This is a genomic window from Pseudomonas sp. MIS38, from assembly GCF_019891575.1.
In the GTDB taxonomy this organism is placed as follows: Bacteria; Pseudomonadota; Gammaproteobacteria; order Pseudomonadales; family Pseudomonadaceae; genus Aquipseudomonas; species Aquipseudomonas putida_A.
This window is the reverse complement of sequence record NZ_JAFLXF010000001.1, coordinates 275,155-299,579: the sequence shown is the minus strand read 5'-3', so window position 1 is coordinate 299,579 and position 24,425 is coordinate 275,155. Positions and strand designations below refer to the sequence as shown.

The following is a 24,425-nucleotide window of genomic DNA, read 5'->3' as shown; positions in this document are numbered from 1 at the left end:
ACCGACAGGAAAACGATCATGTTCAAGCCTATGGCCCTGGCCGCTGCTGTGCTCGCTACTTTCAGCCTGAATGCCTTCGCGGCAAAAACCGAGTTGACGGTGTACACCGCCCTCGAAGCCGAGCAACTGACCGCTTACAAAGCCGCGTTCGAGAAGGCCAACCCGGACGTCGAGATCAAGTGGGTGCGCGATTCCACCGGGATCATCACCGCCAAACTCCTCGCCGAAAAGGCCCGTCCGCAGGCTGACGCGGTCTGGGGCCTGGCCGCTTCGAGCCTGGCGATCCTCGATCAGCAGGGCATGCTGCAAAGCTATGCACCGAAGGATCTGGGCAAGATCGGCGCGAACTACCGCGACGCCGCCAACCCGCCAGCCTGGGTCGGCATGGACGTGTGGGCCGCGACCATTTGCTTCAACACCGTGGAAGCCGAGAAGCAGGGCTTGAGCAAGCCGGTGAGCTGGCAGGATCTGACCAAGCCTGAGTACAAGGGCAAGATCGTCATGCCTAACCCGGCGTCGTCCGGCACCGGTTTCCTCGACGTCAGCGCCTGGCTGCAAACCTTCGGCGAGAAGCAGGGCTGGGCCTACATGGACGGTCTGCACCAGAACATCGGCCAGTACGTTCACTCCGGTTCCAAGCCTTGCAAACTGGCTGCTGCGGGCGAATTCCCGATCGGTATTTCCTTCGAATACCCGGCGGTACAGCTGAAACGCCAGGGCGCGCCGCTGGACATCATCCTGCCGAAAGAAGGCCTGGGCTGGGAGATCGAGGCGACTGCGGTGATCAAAGGCACCCCGCATGAAGACGCGGCGAAAAAACTCGCGGACTTCTCCGCCAGCGCCGAGGCAATGGATCTGTACAAGGAAAACTTCGCCGTCCTCGCCCAGCCGGGCATCGCCAAGCCGCAGACCGAACTGCCGGCCGACTACGAGCAGCGCTTGATCAAAAACGACTTCGCCTGGGCCTCGAAGAACCGCGACGAGATCCTGACCGAATGGCGCAAGCGTTATGACGGCAAGTCCGAGAAAGTCGTTGCCAAGTAAGATCTTTATCGACTGACAGGGCCTCTTCGCGAGCAAGCCCGCTCCCACATTCGACCGAGTTCCACCGGAAGGAATGCGATCAAACTGTGGGAGCGGGCTTGCTCGCGAAGGCGGTCTCCCATTCAGGGAAAATCTCCATGACTCAACACAAAGACCTGCTGATCGTCGGCGCCGGCATCCTCGGCCTGTCCCACGCCTACGCCGCCGCCAAACGCGGCCTCAAGGTCAGCGTTTTCGAACGCACCGCCACGCCCCTCGGCGCTTCGGTGCGTAACTTCGGTCAGGCGCTGGTCACCGGCCAGCCACCGGGGCCGATGCTTGAACTGGCCAAGGCCAGCCGCGAGATCTGGGGTGACTGGGCGCAACTCGCCGGTCTGCAGATCAAGCGAAACGGCTCGTACCTGTTCGCCCGCAGCGAAGCCGAAGAACACTTGCTCGAAGCTTTCTGCAACGGCCGCGCCGTGGAGCACGGGTACAACGTCGCTTTGCTGCGTGGCGCCGCCCTGCGTGATCTGTATCACGGTCAGTTCAGCCACCACCGCGCGGCGCTGCACGGCATGGACGATCAACAGCTGTACTCGCGTGAAGCGATTCCGGCGTTGATCGACTATCTGCGCCGCGACCTCGGCGTCGAGTTTCACTTCAGTACGCTGGTGCGCGACGTCGAACCGGGGCACCTGCACAGTACCGCCGGCAGCTTCACGGCAAAGCAAATCATCGTCTGCTCCGGCCACGATTATCAGACCCTGCTGGCCGAACCGATTGCCGCGCTCGATCCGCAGATCTGCCGCCTGCAAATGCTCCGCGCCAAACCGCAGATCGAGCTGAATCTGCAACACGCCTTGCTCACCGGTTTGAGCTGCGTGCACTACGGCGCCTTCGCCGATTTGCCAGAAGCGGCGGCGGTGCAGGCGCAGATCCTGCGCGAACAACCGCACCTGCACGACAACGGCATTCACCTGCTGATCAGTCCGACGCCGTATGGCGAGCTGATCATCGGCGACTCGCACCATTACGGCAGCGATCCGTCGCCGTTCAACGCCGAGCAAGTGGACAACTGGATGCTGGAGCTGGCCGAGCACACGCTGGGCTGCAAGGTGCAAGTGGTCGAGCGCTGGCAGGGCGTCTACGGTGTCCGTGGGCCGGGGCCGTTTTCGTTGCTGCGCCCGGCACCGGGGCTGAGTGTGGCGTTGATGCACACCGGCGTCGGCATGAGCGTCGGCCCGGCAATGGCCGAGCGCAACGTGGCGCAATGGCTGGAGGAAATGTGATGGCGGGGCATGCGCAAGTCGTTGACCGGGTGTTTGCGTTGTATGAACGCTTTGGTGCTAGTGATTACATCGGCGAGCCGGTGTCGCAGATCGAACACATGTCTCAGGCAGCGCAGTTGGCGATGGCTGAAGGCTTTGATGATGAAGTGGTGCTGGCGGCGTTCTTCCACGACATCGGCCACCTGTGCGCCGAAGGTGCCGAGAACATGGGCGGTTATGGCGTGGTCAGCCATGAGCGGTTGGGGGCGGATTATTTGCGTGAGGCGGGATTCAGTGAGCGCCTGGCGCGGTTGGTGGAATATCACGTTGAGGCCAAGCGCTATCTGACCTTGCGTGAGCCTGGGTATTTCGAACGCCTGAGTGAAGCGAGTCGCCGCACGCTGGAATATCAGGGCGGGGTGATGAGCGAGGCTGAGGCGGATGTGTTTGAGCGGGATCCGTTGTGTGCCGTCAGCTTGCGCATGCGCCAGTGGGACGAGCTGGCCAAGGAGAGGGCGGTGCCGGTGATGGATTTGGGTGTGCTGAAGCGCAAGGCTGAGGTTTTGTTGTCGGCTGAGTGATTGCAACCCTCACCCCAGCCCTCTCCCGGAGGGAGAGGGAGCCGACCGTGTTGTTCTTGGGCCCTGCATCGATCTGAAATATCCAGTCGAACTCAGGTTTTGAAAAGCCAGAAGATCTGCTCCCTTCCCCCTCTACCCCTTGGGGGAGAGGGCTGGGGTGAGGGGGTAGCGATCTAAAGCTCAAGCACCCGATCAACCAACGCCTCAATCTGCTCCTGCCGCTCCGCCTGATTCAACTTCGCATGCGGATTGAGCGAAGACCACTGCGGATGCGCCCGCGCCTTGCTCAGCGCATCCGGCAACTTGCCTTCGCGCCAGGTCTTGTCCTGCGGGGTGGCGACCTGAACCGCCTCCATCGCCGCATGCCCGCGCTGATCCAGCGCCAGCAACAGTTGGCGCTGCCGCAACGCCAGCAGCCGCAACACCCCGTCATCCACGGTCAACTCCCGCTGGCCCCTGATCTTGCCGAGCAAGCGGCTGCCATAACTGCGCGCCGTTTGTAGTGCACCACCGGCAATCGCACCGGCCAAAGCCGCCGCACCGAGGGTAATCCCGCCCACCAGCAAATCCACGCCAGCCCCGGCCGCAGCGCCTGCCGCAATCCCGCCGCCCACCCGCACGCCGAGTTGCTTCAAGGTTTCCGGGTTGAACAGATCATCGCCCCAACGCCCATCGAGCAACGGCAGATCACTGGCCGCCGCATCCTGCGGGCGAAACGCATAGAGCTTGAGCAGCGCTTCGACGCATTTCTGTTCACGCTGACGCACGGCTTTGCGCAGTTCGCTGATCGCTTGCTGCTCCTGCTCGGCCTCGCTGACCACGCTGCGTCGGCACGCGGCGCAGTCGATCAGCAATTCGGCGATCAAACGCGCCGCACTTTGTTGGCGGGCGAGGCGCTGGGCCTGTTGATCGGCGATCAAGCGCTCCAGTTGCGGACGGGCGTTTTCCAGCAGCAGCGCAAGGCTTTCGTACAGGCGCCGCTCGCCATCTTCCGGCGGCGCAACGCTGTCGAACCGCACCAGCGCATGCAGGCCGAGCCGCGCCAACGCTTCGCGCCAGTCCGGTTCGCGATGGTTGGCGCTGCTGACGAAATTCAGCACCGGCAGCAGCGGTTTGCCGCAGCTGGCGAGCACTTCGAGTTCGTCACGATACTTGGCCAGCACCGGTTCGCGGGCGTCGATCACATACAGACCGGCGTCGGACGCGAGTAGCTGTCGCAGCACTTTCGCCTCCTGTTCGAAACGCTGACGCGCTTCGCTGCCGTCGAGAAACCGCGCCAGTCGCGCCGGGCCGTCGAGACGTTCGCCGGGGCGCTCCAGACGCTCGAGGAAATCCAGCAGGGCGATGGCGTCTTCCAGCCCCGGCGTGTCGTAGAGATCGAGCAACGGCTCGCCGTCCACCGACAACCGCGCACCCTCGACATGTCGAGTGGTGCTCGGCCGGTGCGAGACTTCGCCGAAGCCGACGTCGCGGGTCAGGGTGCGCAGCAGCGAAGTCTTGCCGACGTTGGTGTGGCCGACCACCGCGAGTTTCAGCGGCGCTTTCCGGGCATCAGTCATGACCGCTCTCCAGCCAGTTCATCGGCGCGCAATCGGCGAACGGCAACTCCAGTTGTTGCAGCGCAACGTGCCAGTCGCCGAGACGGGCACTGTCCAGCGCTTCGCCGGGCGGTGCTTGCAGCAGCCAGACCCGGGTGGCGCTGGCGTTGCGCGCCAGTTCGGCGATCAGCGCGAGGCTGCCGCGATCCGGCGAGCGTCGCGGGTCGCAGGCGATCAGCAGACGCGCCGGGGGGAAACGGCTGAGCTGTTCGAGCAGTTTGTGCCGCGATTCGCGGCTGTCGAGGATTCCGGCGTTGCTCACGGTTTTCGGCAGGGCCGGTGGCCACGGGCGCTGATCGTCGAGTTCGATGGCTACCAGCAAAGCGCCGTCGCTGGCGTGTTCGCTGACGCTGCTTTCGACCCGATGCAACTGCGCAGGCGCGGCGTCGTTGATGCCGAGGCGTTCGCTGGTCGGCATCAGCCGTTCACGCAACTGGGCGTAACCGGGCAGGTTCAAGTCCAGCGTCAGCGCGGCTTTGCCGCGACTCCAGCACCAGAAACACAACAGCGCCAGCAGCAGACGCGGCAGCACGCCGTAGACCACCAGCACGCCGACCAGCCAGGTTGCCCAGGCTTGTCGCGCGCTTTCGATATCCAGCGCTGCGCCGCCGCTGGCGCGGATCATCTCTACGGTCGGCACGTTGAAGCCGAGCAGCGCCGGCAGCGCGCCGAGGGCTTGGGTCAGGTTGATAAAGGTGTCGGCGCTGAGAATGGTGGTTTCCCAGACGAAACCATAGCGCCGGGTCGCCATCAGTGTCAGCAGCAACAGCAGTGCGCTGAGCATCGCCAGCAACCACAGGCCATTGACCAAAGTGCCGAGCGCCCAGCGATTGAGTTTCCTGCGCTGCAACATCAGCAGCAGGGCCGGCGCGAGTTGCGCGGCTTTGGCATCGCGGGCGAGTTTTTCGCTGAGCCACAGCCACAAGCGCCCGAGGGTGGCGCCGTGTTCACCGGCAAAGATCAGCCCCAGCGCCCAGCTCAGCAGCAGAATCAGGTTCAATCCGAGCAGGCTGCCCAAAGCCCAGAACACATTCACCGGTGTCTGGCTCAGCGCGGCGAAGGCCAGACCGGCGCCGCTCAGCAGCGCAAAAATGACCAGCAGCACCAGCGCCAGACGCGCGCCTTGCAGCCAGTGCTGGAGTGCTGCGCTCAGCCCGTCGCGCTCGGCCAGCCACACGGCGCGGCGCTGAATACGGCCCGGCAGATCGCCGCCGGCCGCGCGGGCCAGTCGATTGGCTTCCAGATCCTCCAGGGGACCTGCGTGTTCTTCGCGCAGGCGGATGGTTTCGGTCAGCCAGAGGTTTTGCAGTGGAGTCAGTTCAGTCACGCGCCATTCCGTTGCTCAATTGAGCAGTGAGCATAACCGCTGTGGCGCTTATCGGGTCAAGCGAGGCTCTGGTATCCTCGCCGGCATGACTAAATCACTCCCCCTCAGCCTGATCGCAGCCCTCGGTGAAAACCGCGTGATCGGCGTCGACAACAGCATGCCCTGGCACCTGCCGGGGGACTTCAAATACTTCAAGGCCACGACCCTCGGCAAGCCGATCATCATGGGCCGTAAGACCTGGGACTCCCTCGGTCGTCCGCTGCCGGGGCGCTTGAACATCGTGGTCAGCCGTCAGCCGGATCTGCTGCTGGAGGGGGCGGAAGTGTATCCGTCGCTGGAAGCTGCAGTGGTGCGCGCCGAGGAATGGGCGAAAGCGCAGGGTGTCGATGAATTGATGTTGATTGGCGGCGCGCAGTTGTATGCACAAGGGCTGGCGCAGGCGGATCGTTTGTATCTGACCCGAGTGACGCTGAGCCCGGAAGGAGATGCGTGGTTTCCGGAGTTTGACCTGAACCAGTGGAAGCTGGTGTCGAACGTGCCGAATCCGGCCGAGGGCGACAAGCCCGCTTACAACTTCGAAGTCTGGGAAAAAGCTTAAAAGCTTCGCGAGCAAGCCCGCTCCCACATTGGATTTGTGTCGATCACAGATCCAATGTGGGAGCGGGCTTGCTCGCGAAGAGGGCAGGTCAGGCAAAGAAGAATTTAAGCCTGAGCAAGCTCCGCATGCTCATCCGCATCCAGCAGTGCTTTATCGGTCTGCTGCATCACTTGGCTGGTAATCGCACCGGCCGTGATCGAACCACTCACGTTCAACGCCGTACGACCCATGTCGATCAGCGGCTCAACCGAAATCAGCAGCGCCACCAGTGACACCGGCAAGCCCATCGCCGGCAGCACGATCAGTGCCGCGAACGTCGCGCCGCCACCAACACCGGCCACACCGGCCGAGCTCAGCGTGACAATCGCCACCAGTGTCGCGATCCACAGCGGATCCAGCGGGTTGATGCCTACGGTTGGCGCAACCATCACCGCCAACATCGCCGGGTACAGACCGGCGCAACCGTTCTGGCCGATGGTCGCACCGAACGAGGCGGCGAAACTGGCGATCGACTGCGGAATGCCCAGACGACGGGTCTGCGCTTCGATGCTCAACGGGATGCTCGCCGCACTGGAGCGGCTGGTGAACGCGAACGTCAGCACCGGCCAGATCTTTCGGAAGAAACGCAGCGGGTTGATCCCGGCGGCCGACACCAGCAGCCCGTGTACTACGAACATCAGGCCCAGGCCGAGGTACGAGACCACGACAAAACTGCCGAGCTTGATGATGTCCTGCAGGTTGGAACCGGCCACCACTTTGGTCATCAGCGCCAGCACGCCGTAAGGGGTCAGCTTCATCACCAGACGCACCAGACGCATCACCCAGGCTTGCAGGGTGTCGATGGCGTTGATCACTTTCTGACCTTTTTCGACATCATCCTTGAGCAGTTGCAGCGCCGCGACACCGAGGAAAGCAGCGAAGATCACCACGCTGATGATCGAAGTCGGCTTGGCCCGGGCCAGGTCGGCGAACGGGTTCTGCGGAATGAACGACAGCAGCAGCTGCGGCACATTCAGGTCGGCAACCTTGCCGGCGTAGTCGGTCTGGATGGTTTGCAGGCGGGCCATTTCCTGCGTGCCGGCGACCAGGCCTTCGGCGGTGAGGCCGAACAGGTTGGTCAGGCCGATACCGATCAGCGCCGCGATCGCGGTGGTGAACAGCAGGGTGCCGATGGTCAGGAAGCTGATCTTGCCCAGCGACGAGGCGTTGTGCAGACGCGCGACCGCACTGAGGATCGAGGCGAACACCAGCGGGATCACGATCATTTGCAGCAACTGCACGTAACCGTTGCCGACCAGATCGAACCAGCCGATCGAAGCTTTCAGTACCGGGTTGCCGGCACCGTAAACGGTGTGCAGGGCAACACCGAACGCTACGCCGAGTACCAGCGCGAGCAGGACTTTTTTCGCCAGGCTCCACGTCGTGTGGCGGGTTTGCGCCAGACCGAAGAGCAGGGCGAGGAACACCAGCAGATTGAGGATCAGTGGCAGATTCATGAAGACTCCGATAAGACTTGTGCCAGTCGCCTTCTTGGGCAACTGCGAACCGGCAAGCCTAACAGTTTGATTTCCAATGAATTAATACCGAAATCGCAGGTTGTCCGTCGTTTTTGGAATAAGCACTTGTCGCTCTCGGCAATGCAACTGGCGTTGAGGAGACGTAAGCGGTCGCTGACAGACGAGGACTGTCACACTTATTTGTTAGCGTCGATGTCTTTCAGTCAGGGAGAAAACGCCGATGAAGTTCGCACCGAAAATGCTCGCTGTGGTTCTTGGATTGGGCTTGGCCGCTCACGCATTCGCCACCGACCTGAAGCACTGGCCGGCGGATCAGGCCAAGGCACTGGACGCGATGATCGCCGCCAATGCCAACAAGGGTAACTACGCGGTGTTCGACATGGACAACACCAGTTACCGCTACGACCTCGAAGAGTCGTTGCTGCCGTTCATGGAAAACAAGGGCCTGATCACCCGCGACAAACTCGATCCCTCCCTGAAACTGATGCCGTTCAAGGACACCGCCGACCATAAGGAAAGCCTGTTCAGTTACTACTATCGCCTGTGCGAAGTCGACGACATGGTCTGCTACCCGTGGGTAGCGCAGGTGTTCTCCGGCTTCACTCTCAAGGAACTCAAGGGCTACGTCGATGAGCTGATGGCGTCGGGCAAACCGGTGCCGGCCACTTACTACGAAGGCGATGTAGTGAAGAACATCGATGTGCAGCCGCCGAAAGTCTTCACCGGCCAGGCCGAGCTGTACAACAAGCTGATGGAGAACGGCATCGAGGTTTACGTGATGACCGCCGCCTCCGAAGAACTGGTGCGCATGGTCGCGGCCGATCCGAAGTACGGTTACAACGTCAAACCGCAGAATGTGATCGGCGTGACCATGTTGCTGAAGAACCGCGAAACCGGCGAGCTGACGACCGCGCGCAAGCAGATCACCGCCGGCAAATATGACGAGAAGGCCAACCTCGGTCTGGAGTTGACGCCGTACCTGTGGACCCCGGCAACCTGGATGGCCGGCAAACACGCGGCGATCTTGACCTACATTGATGAGTGGAAAAAACCGGTACTGGTGGGCGGCGACACACCGAGCAGCGACGGCTACATGCTGTTCCACGATGTGGATGTAGCCAAGGGCGGCATTCACTTGTGGGTCAACCGCAAGGACAAATACATGACCCAGCTCAACGGCATGATGGCCAAACACGCAGCGGCGCAGGCCAAGGAAGGATTGCCGGTGACGGCGGACAAGAACTGGGTGATCGTCAAGCCTGAAGAAATCCAGTAAGCCCCCAATCCCTGTTGGAACTTAGATTCCAGAATCACTGACAGTCCCTTGTGGGAGCGGGCTTGCTCGCGAAGAGGGAGTGTCAGGCGGGAGATTTTTTGACCGGTAGACCGCTTTCGCGAGCAAGCCCGCTCCCACAGTTTTGATCTTCATTGTTTTTGGATCAGGCAAAAAAATGCCCCGCACTTTGGCCGGGCATTTTTGTTTTTGCGATTGACGCTTACAGCCCGTCGAGCATCGCCTTGTTACGCACCGCACCCTTGTCGGCGCTGGTCGCCAGCAGGGCGTAGGCCTTGAGCGCAGTGGTCACTTTGCGTGGACGCTGCTCGACCGGTTTCCAGCCTTTCTTGTCCTGTTCGACCCGGCGCGCAGCCAGTTCTTCATCGCTGACCAACAGGTTGATCGAGCGGTTCGGGATGTCGATCAGCACTTTGTCGCCGTCCTGCACCAGACCGATCGCGCCACCGGCCGCAGCCTCTGGCGAAGCGTGGCCGATCGACAAGCCGGAAGTACCGCCGGAGAAACGACCGTCGGTGAGCAACGCACAAGCTTTGCCCAGACCTTTGGACTTCAGGTACGAGGTCGGGTAGAGCATTTCCTGCATGCCCGGGCCGCCTTTCGGGCCTTCGTAGCGAATGATGACGATATCGCCTTCCTTCACTTCGTCGGCGAGGATGCCGCGCACCGCGCTGTCTTGGCTTTCAAAGATCTTCGCGTTGCCTTCGAAGACATGGATCGACTCGTCGACGCCGGCGGTTTTTACCACGCAACCGTCGAGAGCGATGTTGCCGTACAGCACGGCCAGGCCGCCTTCTTTCGAGTAGGCGTGTTCGAAGCTGCGGATGCAGCCGTTTTCTCGGTCGTCATCCAGGGTTTCCCAACGAGTCGACTGGCTGAACGCGGTCTGGGTCGGGATGCCCGCCGGGCCGGCCTTGAAGAAGTGGTGCACGGCTTCATCGTCGGTCTGGGTGATGTCCCACTTGGCGATGGCTTCTTCCATGCTGCGGCTGTGCACGGTCGGCAGGTCGGTGTGCAGCAGACCGCCGCGTGCCAGCGAACCGAGGATGCTGAAGATGCCGCCAGCGCGGTGCACGTCTTCCATGTGGTACTTCTGGATGTTCGGCGCCACTTTGCACAGTTGCGGCACGCTGCGCGAGAGACGGTCGATGTCGCGCAGGTCGAAATCGATCTCGGCTTCCTGAGCCGCAGCCAGCAAGTGCAGGATGGTGTTGGTCGAACCGCCCATGGCGATGTCGAGCATCATCGCGTTCTCGAACGCCTTGAAGTTGGCGATGTTGCGCGGCAGCACGGACTCGTCGTTCTCGCCGTAGTAACGCTTGCACAGTTCGACGATGGTGCGACCGGCCTGAAGGAACAGCTGCTCGCGGTCGCTGTGGGTCGCGAGGGTCGAACCGTTGCCCGGCAATGCCAGGCCCAGCGCTTCGGTCAGGCAGTTCATCGAGTTGGCGGTGAACATGCCGGAGCAGGAACCGCAGGTCGGGCAGGCGCTGCGCTCGTACTCGGCAACCTTCTCGTCAGAAGCGCTGGAGTCGGCGGCGATCACCATGGCGTCGACGAGGTCGAGGCCGTGGGAAGCGAGTTTGGTCTTGCCGGCTTCCATCGGGCCGCCGGAAACGAAGATCACCGGAATGTTCAGGCGCAGAGCGGCCATCAACATGCCCGGGGTGATCTTGTCGCAGTTGGAGATGCAGACGATGGCGTCGGCGCAGTGGGCGTTGACCATGTATTCGACAGAGTCGGCGATGATCTCGCGGCTCGGCAGCGAATAGAGCATGCCGTCGTGACCCATGGCGATGCCGTCATCCACGGCGATGGTGTTGAATTCTTTCGCTACGCCACCGGCGCGTTCGATTTCCCGGGCAACCAGTTGACCGAGGTCTTTGAGGTGCACGTGGCCCGGCACGAACTGGGTGAAGGAGTTGGCAATGGCGATGATCGGCTTCTTGAAGTCGTCATCTTTCATCCCGGTGGCGCGCCACAGTGCGCGGGCGCCGGCCATGTTGCGGCCGTGGGTGGATGTTTTCGAGCGGTAATCTGGCATGGAGCACTCCGGGCGGCTAATCAGGTATCAAAAGGGAGTGAGCTTCTATTGACGTCTGGAACACTCAGAAATGGCCGTGTGTCCTGGATGTTGCCGATGACTTTGCGGGATCGCCGCTTGCCTCAGCCTGAGCTCATAAACCCGCCGGGGGATGAATGGCGATGAATCAGCCGATTCTACACCGCTGGCGTCTGGAGGGAATGGCGCAAAGCGTTGTTCCAGTGCCGACGGTGCGTATGGCATGACGACCGGCAGGCTCAATCGCTGCCAGAGGGCGTGACGGCGCCGTTTTCGATGACGCTGGCGCGATGGCTGATCCTCTTGTTCAGCGCCAGCGCGATGCAACTGAGCAGGACAAAACAGTAGCCGAGAGTGGCCTGCAGGTTGCCTGGACTCAGGCTGATCAGCGCACTGATCAACCCGCCGCAGATGAAGATGATCGTGCTACCGGCCGAGGCCGAAGTACCGGCGTTCTCCGGGAACAGGCCCATGGCGCGTGAGGTGGCGGCCGGGCGTGCAATGGTGGTGCCGGCGGTGCAGATCAGCATCGGGATCAATACCGTGACGGGCGAGAGTGCGAAGTACTGCGACAGGAATAGCATCACCAGCCCTGCCAGCAGAATCAGGCTCAACCCGGCCACGATCTGTTGCGCAGAGCTGATGCGCCGGCTCAACAGCGTGGCGGCAATCCCGCCGGTCACATACGCCGCACCGTAGATCAGCAGGATCAGCGAGAAGTCGTAGGCTGACAGCTGCAACTGATCCATGAAGATCAACGGCGAAATGACGATGAACGAGAAGTGGCAGGCGAACGCGAAAGCCGAAATTAGCCAGTAGCCGACGAACTCGAAATCCGCCAGCACTCGCCGGTAGGCGCTGAGGAAGTTGAGCGGTGTGCCTTTGGCGACTGGCCGACCGCCGTCCAGAAACAGCCAGGCCTTGAGCAACACCACCGCCGCCAGTGCGATGAACAGCCAGAAGCTGCCACGCCAGCCCAGGGTCGCCTGCAGGAAGGTTCCGGCCAGCGGTGATATGGAGATGAAGATCCCGGTGGCGGTCACCATCAGGATCCGCAGGCGATCGCGCTCTGCGCCCTCGAACAGATCCTGCACCAGCGCCTGTGACAGGACGAAACAGCCACAGCCGATGGCCTGCACGATGCGAAAGGCCATGAACAGCGTGTAGTCACTGGTCATTACGCAGCCGATGGCGCCGAGGATCGAGACAGCCATGCCGGCGAGCAGTAACCCCTTGCGCCCGATGACGTCGGACAACGGCCCGATCAGCAGTTGGGCAAAGGCGATGCCCACCGCGAACAGGCTGATCGACAGGGCGATGTCGGTCGGAGTGCTGGCGAAGTGTTCGGCCAGCGCCGGGAACGACGGCAGCAGGACGTCCAGCGGAAACACCCCCAGCAGCACCATGGCCAAAAGCAGGCTGATCGCCCCGCGTCGTTGTCGGGTCGTTACCACCGTTCTTCCTTCAAGCATCGATCAGTCCTGCCTTGGCGAAAAGTTTGCGGTTGTTGGGTAGCGCGAAGAATCCGGCTTTTTCGAGTGCAGCAAGCGTAGCCGTCGCTCCGGATCGGGCACGCTGGCGGCTGGCCTGTTCGTTGGTCAGGCTGTCGAGGATTTCCTTGATCGCACCTTCGCCAATGCCGGCGCGGCGCAGGCTTTGGTGCAGCCATTGCTCGTCGACTTCGAAGAAGGTCGCCAGGGTCTCCAGCAAGGTTCTGGCCGCAAAGGCGCGCTGGCGGCTGTTCAGGGTCAACCAGAGGTAGTGAAAGACCTCGGAAAAAAAACGGCTGTGGCGCGCTTCATCAGCGAGGTGGTCGCGCAGCATGTCGTTCACGCTGCTGACCAGCGTTTCCCGACACACATCCAGCAACTCCCGGGCAATGATGGTTTCGGAGACGAAGCCGAGCAGAAACCATGCCAGCGGGCGTTTGCTCTCCGGTGTTCGGGCGATCTGACCGGTCAGGCGGGTGATGCGCAACGGCACCTGCTGACGACCGGTGAAACCATGCAGTTCGGCGATCTGTTCGGCCAGATGATGGGAGAACAATGCGTGATAACCCTCGTCGGTATAGAGCTGCAGCGCGGCGGTTTTCATCCTTGACGGAATGTGCGCGGGCAACTCACCGTGGACGATGGTTTCCACGGCGCGGTTGACGATGCGGTGTTCCAGCAGCGTGGTGTAGTCGAGAAAGTGCACCAGGTGGTTGGCAGCCAGCCGATGCATGACCTTGCTGCCTGCGGCTTCGATCGCCGGGTGGGACAGATACGGCAGGAATGCCGGCGGAAACCAGAAGCGGGTTTGCAGTTGCAACTGCAGGTCTGCCGGCAACTGGTAGTCGTGCCGGCTGGTGCGTACCGAAGCGTGGTTGTTCCAGTCGCCGAGGGTGAATCGAAGCGCCCAGGACTCTGGCGCTTCGGGCTGATCCACGGTTGATGCGCTCATTTGCGCGTCTCCTGCAACAGGTCGCGCACTTCCTGACACATCGCCTGACCGTCGCTGGCGCCGCAGCCGACAAAGAACAACGGTTGTTCAGCGCTGCCTTCGAGTTTGAGCAGGGCTTCGACCTGGCGGTCGGCGAATGCCCCGGTCAGCCACGTTCCCAGGCCCAGCGCTGTGGCCACCAGTTGAAAGGTTTGCGACAGATGACCCGCCTCGACAAACGCCATGCGATAGGCGCGTGAGTGTTCATACTTCCACCAGAGCTTGTCGAAACGAGCGGTGATAAACAGACCCAGTGGCAGGTTATTGATGAAGTGCTGACCCGCCAGCAAATGACCCAGCGCGGGGTCGGGCAAAGGATTGACCCGGCTGAGTGCGTGTTCTGCCGGGTGGTAGGCGTAGACACCCGGTTCGAGGCCCTCGATATTGCGTGCCAGAAGAAATCCTTCACAGGCATTCAACCCGCCACCTGAAGGACTGCTGCGGCGGGCGCCGAGGCCCTCGGCAATGCTCTCGTCGCGGTCATTGTCGCGATGGCGAAGAAAGCCCAGCGAGAGGTACAGCAGTGTACCGACGTCATTGAGGGTGATCGCTGCGCCAGTGAAAGAGCGGCAGGTTTTTCTCAGGCGCAGGACATTGCCCAAGCTGGCAACGGTCAGGGCCGCGGAGGCGGGCAGGGCGATTCGAGGTTCGTCTTGAGGTGTCGACCGATCTTGCGCGGGTGCCGGTGTAGTCAGCACCGCGTTGCAATGGTTCAGGTATTGCCTGGACCACTCGTGAATATTCTGGGGTGTCTGTTCGCAGGGAATGTTCTGGGTGCCGATATGATAAATCTTCGACAATTCATCCCAGCCCCATGGCGGGCTGTCTATTTTTGCAACGGTTAATATTCCGGCGTTCAGAAGTTGTGAGTCTATGATGTTGCGTCTGTCGAACTGTTCCGGGTTGTTGATAAGTTGTGCAAGTCGACAAGAGTAAGTCAGGTCAAGTTCATGTTGAGTGTGGTCTTTATAGTTCCAGACTATTTGTCCGGGCGTGCGCGGCAATATGAATAAATAGGGATTGATATGCATGTTGTGTTCATCGCTCTGGAACGGGTCGGAAGAACGCTGGGGTGCCGGCACTCCCCAGCGTTCTGGCTCACTTAGCGGGCTTTAGGCGCAACCAGGAAGGCCAGGTTTGCGATTTGGTTGGTTTCCAGAGTAATTGCTTTCATAAGTATGAACTCCTTGTTCATTGAGAGTGAATGTCACCGTCGTGGTGACAACTTAATAATAGGTTGTAATGAATTATTGGCAAGCGATACTTGGGTAGGAAATTTCTATTAATTTTGTCGGAGTGGGCGTGCTGCAAGGGCAAACTTGTAAGTATTAGATGTTGAAATGTAATGCGCAGGGAAATGTCCTGCATGCATGTAGGAAGTTAGTTGTAGGAAAGAGGAAGAAATTCGACGACATTGCATCGCCGTAAAGCCAACGGGAAGCCCGCAGGCTCCCCGTTTCATGGGCCGATCAGCTGTTAGGCAGCAGGCGGCAGGTGATGCTCTTGATGTAGCGAGTCTCGGCGATGGCCGGGTGTACCGGGTGGTCCGGGCCCTGACCACCGCGCTCGAGCATCTGGATGTTGCGGTCCAGGTGACGGGCGCTGGTCAGCAGGATGTTCTGCAGATCGTCTTCCGGCAGGTGCATCGAGCACGAAGCGCTGACCAGAATGCCGTCCTTGGTCAGCAGGCGCATGGCTTGCTCGTTCAGACGACGGTAGGCGCCTTCACCGTTCTTCATGTCTTTCTTGCGCTTGATGAACGCTGGCGGGTCGGCAACGATCACGTCGAAACGTTCTTCGCTGGCCTTGAGTTCCTTCAATGCTTCGAAGACGTCGCCTTCGATGCAGGTCATCTTGTCGGCGAAGCCGTTCAGCGCGGCGTTACGCTCGACGCCGTCGAGGGCGAAGCCCGACGCGTCGACGCAGAACACTTCGCTGGCACCGAACGCCGCAGCCTGCACGCCCCAGCCACCGATGTAGCTATAGAGGTCGAGGACGCGTTTGCCCTTGGCGTAAGGGGCGAGGCGGGCGCGGTTCATGCGGTGGTCGTAGAACCAGCCGGTTTTCTGGCCGCCGATCACCGGCGCTTCAAACTTCACGCCGTTCTCTTCCAGCGCGACCCACTCCGGCACCAGACCGAACACGGTTTCGACGTAGCGGTTGAGGCCTTCGGCGTCACGGGCGGCGGAGTCGTTCTTGAACAGGATGCCGCTTGGCTTGAGCACTTGGGTCAGTGCAGCGATCACGTCATCTTTATGCGCTTCCATGGTCGCCGAGGCGATCTGCACCACGAGGATGTCGCCGAAACGGTCGACCACCAGACCCGGCAGCAGGTCGGAGTCGCCGTAGACCAGGCGGTAGAACGGTTTGTCGAACAGGCGCTCGCGCAGCGACAGGGCCACGTTCAGGCGGTGTACCAGCAGCGACTTGTCCAGAGGCAGCTTGATGTCGCGCGACAACAGGCGAGCGCAGATCAGGTTGTTCGGGCTCATCGCGACGATGCCCAGCGGCTTGCCGCCGGCGGCTTCGAGGATCGCCTGATCGCCGGCCTTGAAGCCGTGCAGTGGCGTGGCGGCCACATCGATTTCGTTGCTGTAGACCCACAAGTGGCCGTTGCGCAGGCGACGGTCGGCGTTGGCTTTGAGGCGCAGGCTAGGCAGGGACATGACGTCGCTCCGGAAAAAAGAGCGGGAGTATACCGTGTTGCTCGGCCTGATTGGCTGGTGAGTGGACATGTGGCAAGTCATTGCCGGTGGAAGACATTACCTGTGGCGAGGGGATTTATCCCCGATCGGCTGCGCAGCAGCCGCAAACCCCCAACGCAGTTTTCTGACTGACCGCGTGAGTCGATCTGGGACAGCTGCGCTGTCCATCGGGGATAAATCTCCTCACCACATAAACTCACAAGCCCACAGATCAGGCAGAGAGCGCGTCGATCAACTCACGGTTGAACGCTGGAATATCGTCCGGCTGACGGCTGCTGATCAGGTGGCCGTCCTTGACCACTTCTTTATCCACCCAGTTGGCCCCGGCATTGACCAGGTCATCCTTGAGCGTCTTGTAGCTGGTCAGGGTCTTGCCGTTGACCAGCCCGGCGGAAATCAGCAGCCAGCTGCCGTGGCAGATCACCGCGATCGGTTTGCCGGCGGAGGCGCCGGTCTTGACCAGGTGCTGGGCATCCTGGTCGATGCGGATGGTGTCGGAGTTCTGCACGCCGCCCGGCAGGACGATCGCGTCGTACTGCTCGCTGCTGGCGCCTTGAAAGGTCTGATCGACCTTGAAGTCATCCGCCGGTTTGTCGTGGTTCCAGCCTTTGACCTTGCCGGCCTCGGCCGAAAGGATGTCGACCTGGGCGCCGGCCTGCTCCAGTGCTTGCTTGGGCCCGGTCAGTTCGACCTGTTCGAAACCGTCTGTTACTAAAATGGCGACGCGTTTGCCAGTGAGGGAAGTAGCCATCGATAAGCTCCTGAGTCTGCGGGAAATTACCGCCGAGCCGGTGCTTGATTGTCCGGTCGGCCTTACAAAGTCCGAAGCCTGAGCGTGAATGAAAGTTCCTGACAATTGCCCACTGGTGTGTCGTCCTGCGGTTTTTAGAGGTTAGAATCGCCGCCTGTCCCAGAGTGTGTACTTATGTCCCAAGAGCTGACCACCGAACAGATTCAACAATCCCTGCAAGGCATCAGCGTGCCCGCGCAGCCGCAGATCATGGTGGATCTGCAGATGGAGCAGTACATGCCCGACCCGGACCTGGAGGTGATCGCCAAGCTGATCGCTCAGGATCCCGGCCTGTCCGGTTCTCTGTTGAAAATCGTCAACTCGCCGTATTACGGCCTGAGCAACAAGATCACTTCGATCCAGCGCGCGGTGAATCTGTTGGGCAGTCGGTCGATCATCAACCTGATCAACGCGCAGTCGATCAAGGGCGAGATGAACGACGACACCATCGTCACCCTCAACCGTTTCTGGGACACCGCTCAGGACGTGGCGATGACGTGCCTGACCCTGGCCAAGCGCATCGGCACCCAGGCCGGTGATGAAGCCTATGCCTTGGGTCTGTTCCATGACTGTGGCGTGCCGTTGATGCTGCAGCGTTTCCCCAATTACATGTCGGTGCTGGAGAAGGCCTATGCCAATGCCAGCGCCGAGTGCCGGGTGGTGGACACCGAAAACAGCGAGTTCAATACCAACCACGCCGTGGTCGGTTACTACACCGCCAAGTCGTGGCGCCTGCCGGAGCATGTCAGCGCGGCGATCGCCAATCACCACAACGCCTTGGCAATCTTCAGCGACGAGTCGTCACGCAACAGCCAGCTGAAAAACCTGCTGGCGATCCTGAAGATGGCCGAGCACATCTGCGCGTCCTACCGGGTGCTGGGCAATCAGACCGAAGACTTCGAATGGAACGCTGTCGGGCCGCTGGTGCTCGATTACGTCGGCCTGTCGGATTACGACTTTGAAACCCTCAAACAGACGATCCGCGACCTCGGCGCGCATTGATTCGAGGACACCATGCCTGAACTGCCGGAAGTCGAAACCACCCGCCGGGGCATTGCTCCGCACCTTGAAGGCCAGCGCGTCAGCCGGGTGATCGTACGTGACCGCCGGCTGCGCTGGCCGATCCCCGAAGATCTCGATGTGCGCCTGTCCGGGCAGCGCATCGTGATGGTCGAGCGGCGGGCCAAGTATTTGCTGATCAATGCCGAAGTCGGCACGCTGATCAGTCACCTGGGCATGTCGGGCAACCTGCGGCTGGTGGAGGTCGGGTTGCCGGCGCTCAAGCACGAGCACGTCGATATCGAGCTGGAATCCGGTCTGGCGCTGCGTTACACCGATCCACGCCGTTTCGGCGCGATGCTGTGGAGTACCGACCCGCTCAATCACGAACTGCTGATTCGTCTCGGGCCAGAGCCGTTGACCGATCTGTTCGACGGCGAGCGCCTGTTCCAGTTGTCGCGCGGGCGTTCGATGGCGGTCAAGCCGTTCATCATGGACAACGCGGTGGTGGTGGGCGTCGGCAACATTTACGCGACCGAAGCGCTGTTCGCTGCCGGGATCGATCCGCGCCGCGGAGCCAAAAGCATCTCCCGGGCGCGTTATCTGAAGCTGGCGATCGAGATCAAACGGATTCTCGCCGCAGCCATCGAGCGCGGCGGCACCACGTTGCGGGATTTCATCGGCGGTGACGGGCAGCCCGGCTACTTCCAGCAGGAACTGTTTGTCTATGGTCGCGGTGGTGAGCACTGCAAGGTCTGCGGTACTGGCCTGCGGGAAGTGAAGCTGGGGCAACGGGCCAGTGTGTTCTGTCCGCGCTGCCAGACCTGAGGCAAAAATCTGAAAAAGTCCTACGGTCTATAGTGAGTGGTCTCACTGTTCAGCCCGAAGGATCGTGCCATGAAGTCCTTGCAAGTCCTGTTTGCCGCACTGCTGCTGTGTTCCAGCCTGGCCGTTCAAGCCGCGGAAAACGGCAGCGGTGATCCTCGCTACGCCATCCAGAACCCTCCCGCCTACGCCATGATCGGCGATTTGCTGATTGCCCGACCTTTATTGGTGGTGGCAACGGTGCTGGGTGCGGGGGTGTTTGTGGTGTCATTGCCGTTTACCGCGCTGGGTGGCGGGGTAGGTGATGCGGGGCAGGCGCTGGTGGTGGATCCGGCGAAAGCGGCGTTTGTGCGCTGTTTGGGGTGTACAGGGGAGGGGTTTGAGCAGCGCGAGTGAGCTGATCAGGATGGTGTGGTGTTGCTGATGGCCCTTTCGCGAGCAAGCCCGCTCCCACCATTGAAATGCATTCCAACTGTGGGAGCGGGCTTGCTCGCGAAGAGGCCCGGAAGAGCGCTACAAAATGTTCAGATCAGGCCTTGCCGGTAATCTTGCGGTACTTCTCCATCAACTGTTCTTCAGTTTCCGGATGCGCCTCGTCCAGCGGAATGCAATCCACCGGGCAGACCTGTTGGCACTGCGGCTCGTCGTAGTGGCCGACGCACTGGGTGCACAGGTTCGGGTCGATCACATAGATCTCTTCGCCTTGAGAAATGGCGGCGTTCGGGCACTCGGGTTCGCAGACGTCGCAGTTGATGCAATCGTCGGTGATGATCAGGGACATGCTAACTCCAGCCGGGGCGGCAGGCCCGGGCGCAATAAATCAATGCGCGCAATTGTGCCGCATTGGCGAGCGCAGTGCACGCGGCTGCGATCAAGGGCACGAGACTGCAATCTTTAAAAGCAAAAGATCGCAGCCTTCGGCAGCTCCTACTTTTTGAAGCGCAGGGTCAGCGCGTCAGCCACGGCGGGGTGGACGAACTTGCTGATATCGCCGCCCAGCGCGGCGATTTCCCGCACCAGCGTCGAGGAAATGAACGAATAACGCTCGGACGGGGTGAGAAACAGACTCTCGACGTCCGGGGCCAACTGGCGGTTCATGTTGGCCAGCTGGAATTCGTATTCGAAGTCCGACACCGCACGCAGGCCACGCAGGAACACATTGGCGTTCTGCTCCTTGGCGAAATGCGCCAGCAGCGTCGAGAAGCCGACCACTTCGACGTTGGGCAGGTGTTTGGTGACCTCGCGAGCCAGCTCAACCCGTTGTTCCAGCGGGAACAGCGGGTTTTTCTTCGGGCTGGCGGCGACCGCAATGATCACGTGATCGAACAGGCGCGAGGCGCGTTCGACCAGATCGCCATGCCCTTTGGTAATAGGGTCGAAGGTACCTGGGTACAACACTCGGTTCATCGCGTCGTCCTGGCGGGAGTCCGTTGGGGAGTCGGATGGTATCGCAGCCGTCCCGGTCGGCCAAGTCGCCTGTTGGGTAAGAAAGCACTATAGACGACGCGATAAACCGGTTTTTTCACGGATTTCTCAGCCGATCGGCGAGGGCTGTCGCCAGCTGCGCGGTCAGGCCATACACCGACAATTGCGGGTTGGCGCCAATGCTGGTGGGGAACAGCGAGCCATCGTGAATCGACAGATTGCTCAGTTGATGATGCCGGCCAAGACTGTCGGTAACTGCGTTTTTCGGCTCTTCGCCCATCGCACAACCGCCCATCACGTGGGCACTGCCCAGGCGCGTGCGATACAGCTCAAGGCTCAGACCGTTGATCAGCGTGCGGGCTTCGGCCAGGGTTTTCACGGAGCGCGCATCGGCGTGCATCGGCATCACGGCTTTGGCGCCGCCGGCAAACTGGATCTCGGCCATGCTGTGAAAGGCGCGGCGCAGGCCCTCCCAGGCGTAAGGCGAGACTTGATAGTCGAGCACCGGCGAGCCATCACCGCGCAGTTCGACACTGCCGCCGGGGCTGTCCGGGTGAAACCCGTCGCGCAGCAACGCCAACATCGCATGGGTGTGCGGCAGGTCCGCCATGTGTTCGGCGTTCTGGGTGCCGAAGCCGCCGAGCAACGTCGCCGCGAGCGCCGGCTGCAGTGGTGGCACTTCGAGTTTGTAGCCCATCGGCCCACTGGTGCCGTCCTTCCACTGGAAATGATCCGAGTAGATCGACTGCGGCGCGCCGTAGAACGGATTGATCACTTCGTCGAAACGCCCGGCGGACATGTTCACCAGATGCAGAAACGTGCGTTTGCCGAGGCGCTGATGCGGATCCGGTGCATCCGAGCGCAGCAGCAGTGCCGGGCTGTTGATGCCACCGCCGGCCAGCACGTAATGCCGGGCCTTGACCGTGATTTTGCGTCCGGTCGGCGCGACGCAACGCTCGTCCATCGCCACGCATTGCAGGCCGGTGATCTTGTCGCCGCTGATCAACAGCTTTTCCGCGCGGGCCAGGTACAGCAACTCGCCGCCCTTTTCCAGGGTCGCCGGAATGGTGGTGACCAGCATCGACTGCTTGGCGTTGGTCGGGCAGCCCATGCCGCAATAGCCAAGGTTCCAGCAGCCACGCACGTTGCGCGGGATCACGTGCCAGCTGTAGCCGAGTTGCTCGCAGCCCTTGCGGATCACGTCGTTGTTGGCGTTGGGCGGCACCATCCATGGCGCGACGCCGAGACGCTGCTCCATTTTTTCGAACCACGGCGCCATCTCGGACGGGCTGTGGCCTTTGACGTTGTGTTCCTTGGCCCAGTGCTCGAGGGTCGGCTCGGGCGTGCGGAAACTCGAGGTCCAGTTGATCAGCGTGGTGCCGCCGACCGCACGGCCCTGGAGGATGGTAATCGCGCCGTCCTTGCTCATGCGGCCGATGCCTTCCTGATAGAGGCTGCTGTAGGCCTGGTCTTCGAGCATCTTGAAGTCGGAACTGGTCTTGAGCGGGCCTTCTTCGATCAGCAGCACTTTGTAACCGGCGACGCTGAGGATTTCTGCCGTGGTGCCGCCACCGGCACCGCTGCCGATGATCGCCACATCGGCTTGCAGCGTCAGGTCGCCGGTCAGTTGGGCGCCGTTGTAGGTTTTCCAGCCACGGGCGAGGCCTTCGCGGAACGGGTCGGGTACGGGCATTGATCAGGTTCTCTTTATTATTCTGGGAGCGGTGGTGTGGTGGCTGGCGCCTTCGCGAGCAAGCTCGCTCCCACATTGAAATGCATTCCCTTGTGGGAGCGAGCTTGCTCGCGAACGGCGCGACTCGGTTTCAGACCGTGGGCGGGCCGGGGTAGCCGCAATGGCCCCAGGACTCGGCGCGGGTGTACCAGGCCATCATCACCATCTGCTGCAATGAGCTGTGGCCCATGCGCAGCAGGCTCAATGAGCTGTTCTGCCAGCGCTCGAGGAAGTGGCGCATGGTCTCGGGGCTGGCGTTTTCCCAACTGCCCCAGATCCCTGTGAGCGGACCGCGGGTGACGGTCATGCCGAGCACATCGAACAATTGCCGGGTGAGTTTGAGCATTTCCGGCGACAGGTGATCGAGGCTGTAGTCCAGCGACTTCAGGGTGCCATCCACCGCACCGGGCATTTTCTCGGCGGCCACGGCGCCTTCGAGCATCACCGGAATCAGTGCGCGCAGAAACAGCAGGTCGCCGTCACGCAAAGTGACGAAGCCATTGGCTGCGACACTCGATGAACAGCCACTGAGGCTGGCGCCGAGGCCGGCGGTGGCGAGAAACGCTGTGGCGCCAAGGCTGAACTTCAGCAGGCCACGGCGCGACAGGGCAGGTGTTTCGGTCAGGCTTGGGTGCATTGTTGTTATTACCCGGCGGTGACGACGATTAGCGGATGAACAGCTTCTGGATCAGTTTCTGAATCGATTTGCCGTAGGGCGGGTAAATCAGCTTCGCTGCATTGAAGCGCTGTTTGATCAGCACACCCTTGGCTTTGCTGAAGGTTAGGAAGCCTTCGTGGCCGTGGTAATGACCCATGCCCGACGGGCCGATGCCGCCGAACGGCATGTCGTCCTGCGCCACGTGCAGCAGGGTGTCGTTCAGGCACACGCCGCCGGAGTGGGTTTCGTGCAGCACGCGGTTCTGCTCGCGCTTGTCGTAGCCGAAGTAGTAAAGCGCCAGAGGACGCGGGCGCTGATTGATGTAGGCAAACGCCTGATCGAGATCCTGATACGGCACGATCGGCAGCAACGGGCCGAAGATTTCGTCCTGCATCACGGTCATCTCGTCAGTGACATTGAGCAGCAGGCTGTGCGGCATGCGCCGGCCCTGGCCCTGTTCGAACAGCGGGATCAGCAGCGCGCCCTTGCTCGTGGCGTCGCTGACATAACCGTTGAGCCGGGCCAGTTGGCGTTCGTTGATGATCGCGGTGTAGTCCGGGTTGTCGGCGAGGGTCGGATAGAAATTGTTCACCACCTGACGATAGGCTTCGACGAACGCGCCGACGCGGTCTTGCGGCACCAGCACGTAATCGGGGGCGACGCAGGTCTGGCCGGCATTCAGGGTTTTACCGAAGGCGATGCGTTCGGCGGCGTCCTTGAGCGGCACGTCGCGAGAGACGATGGCCGGGGACTTGCCGCCCAGTTCGAGGGTCACCGGGGTCAGGTTTTCCGCCGCAGCGCGCATCACGTGTTTGCCGATGCTGGTGGCACCGGTGAACAGCAGGTGATCAAAACGCAGGCGGGAGAACGCCACGCCGATGTCGGCCTCGCCCAGCACCACGCAGACCAGATCTTCGGGGAAAATCCGTCCCAGCAGGGTCTTGAGCAACTGGCCGGTGACCGGGGTCGATTCGCTGAGCTTGAGCATCACCCGGTTGCCCGCCGCCAGCGCGCCGACCAGTGGGCCGATGGCCAGATACAACGGGTAGTTCCACGGGACGATGATGCCGACCACGCCAAGCGGCTGGTACACGACTTTCGCCGACGCCGGCTGAAAGGCCATGCCGACTTTGCGCCGCGACGACTTCATCCAGCTCTTGAGATGGCGGCTGGCGTAATGGATGCCGTGCAGGCTGGGCATGAGTTCGGCGAGCAGGGTTTCATCGGCGCTGCGATGACTGAAATCCGCGCTGATGGCCTCGACCAGCGCCTGCCGCTCCTGGCTGAGCAATTCACGCAACGCCTTGAGCCACTGCTGGCGCTGATCTGCCGGTGGCATCGGGTTGGCGGCATAGGCGGCGCGCTGTGCCGCGAACAGCCGATCCAGCTCTTCCAGGGGCTGTTGCAGCGTTTGCAGATAAGCAATGTCGGCAGTCATCGTCGGCTCCGGATTTATTGTAGTGATGACTTTCTAGAGTCTATGCTCTAGAAAGTCAAATGACTTCCCGACACAGCTTTGTTTTATCCCATTCCGGTTAG

The 24,425-nt window shown here is 61.4% G+C and carries 22 protein-coding genes; 8 read left to right on the top strand and 14 right to left on the bottom strand.

Annotated features, from left to right (window positions below; translation table 11 throughout):
- Nucleotides 1-18 precede the first annotated feature (18 nt).
- From J1G18_RS01330 to J1G18_RS01320, 3 genes are all read left to right on the top strand, one after another.
- Complete coding sequence (locus tag J1G18_RS01330) at nt 19-1,044, top strand: putative 2-aminoethylphosphonate ABC transporter substrate-binding protein (protein ID WP_003229178.1); 1,026 nt, start codon at nt 19-21, stop codon at nt 1,042-1,044.
- A gap of 137 nt (nt 1,045-1,181) precedes the next feature.
- Nucleotides 1,182-2,315 carry a TIGR03364 family FAD-dependent oxidoreductase gene (locus tag J1G18_RS01325; protein WP_223006980.1) on the top strand — a complete coding sequence of 378 codons (1,134 nt, stop codon included), beginning with the start codon at nt 1,182-1,184 and terminating at the stop codon, nt 2,313-2,315.
- On the top strand, nt 2,315-2,875 hold the full coding sequence (locus J1G18_RS01320) for a phosphonate degradation HD-domain oxygenase (RefSeq protein WP_223007103.1): 561 nt from the start codon (nt 2,315-2,317) through the stop codon (nt 2,873-2,875). Before J1G18_RS01325 ends, J1G18_RS01320 begins: the two co-directional genes overlap by 1 nt.
- Nucleotides 2,876-3,048: 173 nt before the next feature.
- On the opposite strand, the gene J1G18_RS01315 is transcribed toward J1G18_RS01320, so the two are convergent.
- The gene (locus tag J1G18_RS01315; RefSeq protein WP_223006979.1) at nt 3,049-4,434 is read right to left on the bottom strand and encodes a GTPase/DUF3482 domain-containing protein; all 1,386 of its coding nucleotides are present in this window, start codon (nt 4,432-4,434) and stop codon (nt 3,049-3,051) included.
- Nucleotides 4,427-5,800, bottom strand: coding sequence for a DUF2868 domain-containing protein (locus tag J1G18_RS01310; protein ID WP_223006978.1), 1,374 nt, complete (start codon nt 5,798-5,800; stop codon nt 4,427-4,429). Before J1G18_RS01310 ends, J1G18_RS01315 begins: the two co-directional genes overlap by 8 nt.
- A gap of 85 nt (nt 5,801-5,885) precedes the next feature.
- Between J1G18_RS01310 and J1G18_RS01305 the strand changes: the two genes are divergently transcribed.
- Complete coding sequence (locus J1G18_RS01305; RefSeq protein ID WP_223006977.1) at nt 5,886-6,398, top strand: dihydrofolate reductase; 513 nt, start codon at nt 5,886-5,888, stop codon at nt 6,396-6,398.
- A gap of 104 nt (nt 6,399-6,502) precedes the next feature.
- On the opposite strand, the gene J1G18_RS01300 is transcribed toward J1G18_RS01305, so the two are convergent.
- Nucleotides 6,503-7,894 (bottom strand): L-cystine transporter, encoded by a 1,392-nt coding sequence (locus J1G18_RS01300; protein ID WP_096795779.1) that lies wholly within the window; start codon nt 7,892-7,894, stop codon nt 6,503-6,505.
- A gap of 241 nt (nt 7,895-8,135) precedes the next feature.
- On the opposite strand from J1G18_RS01300, the gene J1G18_RS01295 reads away from it, so the two are divergent.
- Nucleotides 8,136-9,191, top strand: a complete 1,056-nt coding sequence (locus J1G18_RS01295; RefSeq protein ID WP_223006976.1) for a haloacid dehalogenase-like hydrolase — start codon at nt 8,136-8,138, stop codon at nt 9,189-9,191.
- A 220-nt stretch (nt 9,192-9,411) separates the two neighbouring features.
- Here the strand turns inward: J1G18_RS01295 and ilvD are convergent, their stop codons facing one another.
- The 6 genes from ilvD to J1G18_RS01265 all read right to left on the bottom strand — a co-directional run bounded on the left by ilvD (nt 9,412) and on the right by J1G18_RS01265 (nt 17,208).
- Nucleotides 9,412-11,253: a dihydroxy-acid dehydratase gene (ilvD, locus tag J1G18_RS01290; RefSeq protein WP_086792292.1), complete on the bottom strand. Its 1,842-nt coding sequence runs from the start codon at nt 11,251-11,253 to the stop codon at nt 9,412-9,414.
- A 257-nt stretch (nt 11,254-11,510) separates the two neighbouring features.
- Nucleotides 11,511-12,743 (bottom strand): MFS transporter, encoded by a 1,233-nt coding sequence (locus J1G18_RS01285; RefSeq protein WP_223006975.1) that lies wholly within the window; start codon nt 12,741-12,743, stop codon nt 11,511-11,513.
- Nucleotides 12,736-13,713 (bottom strand): diiron oxygenase, encoded by a 978-nt coding sequence (locus J1G18_RS01280; protein ID WP_135296773.1) that lies wholly within the window; start codon nt 13,711-13,713, stop codon nt 12,736-12,738. Before J1G18_RS01280 ends, J1G18_RS01285 begins: the two co-directional genes overlap by 8 nt.
- Nucleotides 13,710-14,783, bottom strand: coding sequence for a SagB family peptide dehydrogenase (locus tag J1G18_RS01275; RefSeq protein WP_223006974.1), 1,074 nt, complete (start codon nt 14,781-14,783; stop codon nt 13,710-13,712). The genes J1G18_RS01280 and J1G18_RS01275 overlap by 4 nt, the downstream gene beginning before the upstream one ends.
- A gap of 438 nt (nt 14,784-15,221) precedes the next feature.
- Nucleotides 15,222-16,418 (bottom strand): class I SAM-dependent rRNA methyltransferase, encoded by a 1,197-nt coding sequence (locus tag J1G18_RS01270; protein ID WP_027610554.1) that lies wholly within the window; start codon nt 16,416-16,418, stop codon nt 15,222-15,224.
- 250 nt (nt 16,419-16,668) lie between these two features.
- The gene (locus J1G18_RS01265; RefSeq protein WP_103368025.1) at nt 16,669-17,208 is read right to left on the bottom strand and encodes a type 1 glutamine amidotransferase domain-containing protein; all 540 of its coding nucleotides are present in this window, start codon (nt 17,206-17,208) and stop codon (nt 16,669-16,671) included.
- A gap of 228 nt (nt 17,209-17,436) precedes the next feature.
- On the opposite strand from J1G18_RS01265, the gene J1G18_RS01260 reads away from it, so the two are divergent.
- From J1G18_RS01260 to J1G18_RS01250, 3 genes are all read left to right on the top strand, one after another.
- On the top strand, nt 17,437-18,249 hold the full coding sequence (locus tag J1G18_RS01260) for an HDOD domain-containing protein (RefSeq protein ID WP_174823985.1): 813 nt from the start codon (nt 17,437-17,439) through the stop codon (nt 18,247-18,249).
- A 12-nt stretch (nt 18,250-18,261) separates the two neighbouring features.
- Nucleotides 18,262-19,074: a bifunctional DNA-formamidopyrimidine glycosylase/DNA-(apurinic or apyrimidinic site) lyase gene (mutM, locus tag J1G18_RS01255; RefSeq protein WP_223006973.1), complete on the top strand. Its 813-nt coding sequence runs from the start codon at nt 18,262-18,264 to the stop codon at nt 19,072-19,074.
- 69 nt (nt 19,075-19,143) lie between these two features.
- Complete coding sequence (locus tag J1G18_RS01250; protein WP_007964160.1) at nt 19,144-19,467, top strand: hypothetical protein; 324 nt, start codon at nt 19,144-19,146, stop codon at nt 19,465-19,467.
- 133 nt (nt 19,468-19,600) lie between these two features.
- On the opposite strand, the gene J1G18_RS01245 is transcribed toward J1G18_RS01250, so the two are convergent.
- The 5 genes from J1G18_RS01245 to J1G18_RS01225 form a co-directional block, all read right to left on the bottom strand.
- Entirely contained in the window at nt 19,601-19,852 is a 252-nt protein-coding gene (locus J1G18_RS01245; RefSeq protein ID WP_003195146.1) for a YfhL family 4Fe-4S dicluster ferredoxin, read from the bottom strand.
- A 146-nt stretch (nt 19,853-19,998) separates the two neighbouring features.
- On the bottom strand, nt 19,999-20,478 hold the full coding sequence (gene coaD / locus J1G18_RS01240; protein WP_003229157.1) for a pantetheine-phosphate adenylyltransferase: 480 nt from the start codon (nt 20,476-20,478) through the stop codon (nt 19,999-20,001).
- A gap of 115 nt (nt 20,479-20,593) precedes the next feature.
- A complete protein-coding gene (locus J1G18_RS01235; RefSeq protein ID WP_223006972.1) occupies nt 20,594-22,189 on the bottom strand; it encodes a GMC family oxidoreductase in 1,596 nt (531 codons plus the stop codon).
- Between the two features lie 130 nt (nt 22,190-22,319).
- Nucleotides 22,320-22,865 carry a twin-arginine translocation pathway signal protein gene (locus J1G18_RS01230; RefSeq protein WP_135296767.1) on the bottom strand — a complete coding sequence of 182 codons (546 nt, stop codon included), beginning with the start codon at nt 22,863-22,865 and terminating at the stop codon, nt 22,320-22,322.
- A 28-nt stretch (nt 22,866-22,893) separates the two neighbouring features.
- Nucleotides 22,894-24,324 carry a coniferyl aldehyde dehydrogenase gene (locus J1G18_RS01225; protein WP_223006971.1) on the bottom strand — a complete coding sequence of 477 codons (1,431 nt, stop codon included), beginning with the start codon at nt 24,322-24,324 and terminating at the stop codon, nt 22,894-22,896.
- Nucleotides 24,325-24,425: the final 101 nt, after the last annotated feature.

What these genes read in the sequence shown, in the direction of transcription:
- J1G18_RS01320 (WP_223007103.1), top strand. Translation starts at nt 2,315, where the DNA reads ATGGCGGGGCATGCGCAAGTCGTTGACCGGGTGTTTGCGTTGTATGAA.
- J1G18_RS01250 (WP_007964160.1), top strand. Translation starts at nt 19,144, where the DNA reads ATGAAGTCCTTGCAAGTCCTGTTTGCCGCACTGCTGCTGTGTTCCAGC.
- J1G18_RS01275 (WP_223006974.1), bottom strand. Translation starts at nt 14,783, where the DNA reads ATGCATATCAATCCCTATTTATTCATATTGCCGCGCACGCCCGGACAA.
- J1G18_RS01295 (WP_223006976.1), top strand. Translation starts at nt 8,136, where the DNA reads ATGAAGTTCGCACCGAAAATGCTCGCTGTGGTTCTTGGATTGGGCTTG.
- J1G18_RS01235 (WP_223006972.1), bottom strand. Translation starts at nt 22,189, where the DNA reads ATGCCCGTACCCGACCCGTTCCGCGAAGGCCTCGCCCGTGGCTGGAAA.
- J1G18_RS01330 (WP_003229178.1), top strand. Translation starts at nt 19, where the DNA reads ATGTTCAAGCCTATGGCCCTGGCCGCTGCTGTGCTCGCTACTTTCAGC.
- J1G18_RS01285 (WP_223006975.1), bottom strand. Translation starts at nt 12,743, where the DNA reads ATGCTTGAAGGAAGAACGGTGGTAACGACCCGACAACGACGCGGGGCG.
- coaD (WP_003229157.1), bottom strand. Translation starts at nt 20,478, where the DNA reads ATGAACCGAGTGTTGTACCCAGGTACCTTCGACCCTATTACCAAAGGG.
- J1G18_RS01325 (WP_223006980.1), top strand. Translation starts at nt 1,182, where the DNA reads ATGACTCAACACAAAGACCTGCTGATCGTCGGCGCCGGCATCCTCGGC.
- J1G18_RS01265 (WP_103368025.1), bottom strand. Translation starts at nt 17,208, where the DNA reads ATGGCTACTTCCCTCACTGGCAAACGCGTCGCCATTTTAGTAACAGAC.
- ilvD (WP_086792292.1), bottom strand. Translation starts at nt 11,253, where the DNA reads ATGCCAGATTACCGCTCGAAAACATCCACCCACGGCCGCAACATGGCC.
- J1G18_RS01230 (WP_135296767.1), bottom strand. Translation starts at nt 22,865, where the DNA reads ATGCACCCAAGCCTGACCGAAACACCTGCCCTGTCGCGCCGTGGCCTG.
- J1G18_RS01225 (WP_223006971.1), bottom strand. Translation starts at nt 24,324, where the DNA reads ATGACTGCCGACATTGCTTATCTGCAAACGCTGCAACAGCCCCTGGAA.
- J1G18_RS01315 (WP_223006979.1), bottom strand. Translation starts at nt 4,434, where the DNA reads ATGACTGATGCCCGGAAAGCGCCGCTGAAACTCGCGGTGGTCGGCCAC.
- J1G18_RS01270 (WP_027610554.1), bottom strand. Translation starts at nt 16,418, where the DNA reads ATGTCCCTGCCTAGCCTGCGCCTCAAAGCCAACGCCGACCGTCGCCTG.
- mutM (WP_223006973.1), top strand. Translation starts at nt 18,262, where the DNA reads ATGCCTGAACTGCCGGAAGTCGAAACCACCCGCCGGGGCATTGCTCCG.
- J1G18_RS01280 (WP_135296773.1), bottom strand. Translation starts at nt 13,713, where the DNA reads ATGAGCGCATCAACCGTGGATCAGCCCGAAGCGCCAGAGTCCTGGGCG.
- J1G18_RS01245 (WP_003195146.1), bottom strand. Translation starts at nt 19,852, where the DNA reads ATGTCCCTGATCATCACCGACGATTGCATCAACTGCGACGTCTGCGAA.
- J1G18_RS01305 (WP_223006977.1), top strand. Translation starts at nt 5,886, where the DNA reads ATGACTAAATCACTCCCCCTCAGCCTGATCGCAGCCCTCGGTGAAAAC.
- J1G18_RS01300 (WP_096795779.1), bottom strand. Translation starts at nt 7,894, where the DNA reads ATGAATCTGCCACTGATCCTCAATCTGCTGGTGTTCCTCGCCCTGCTC.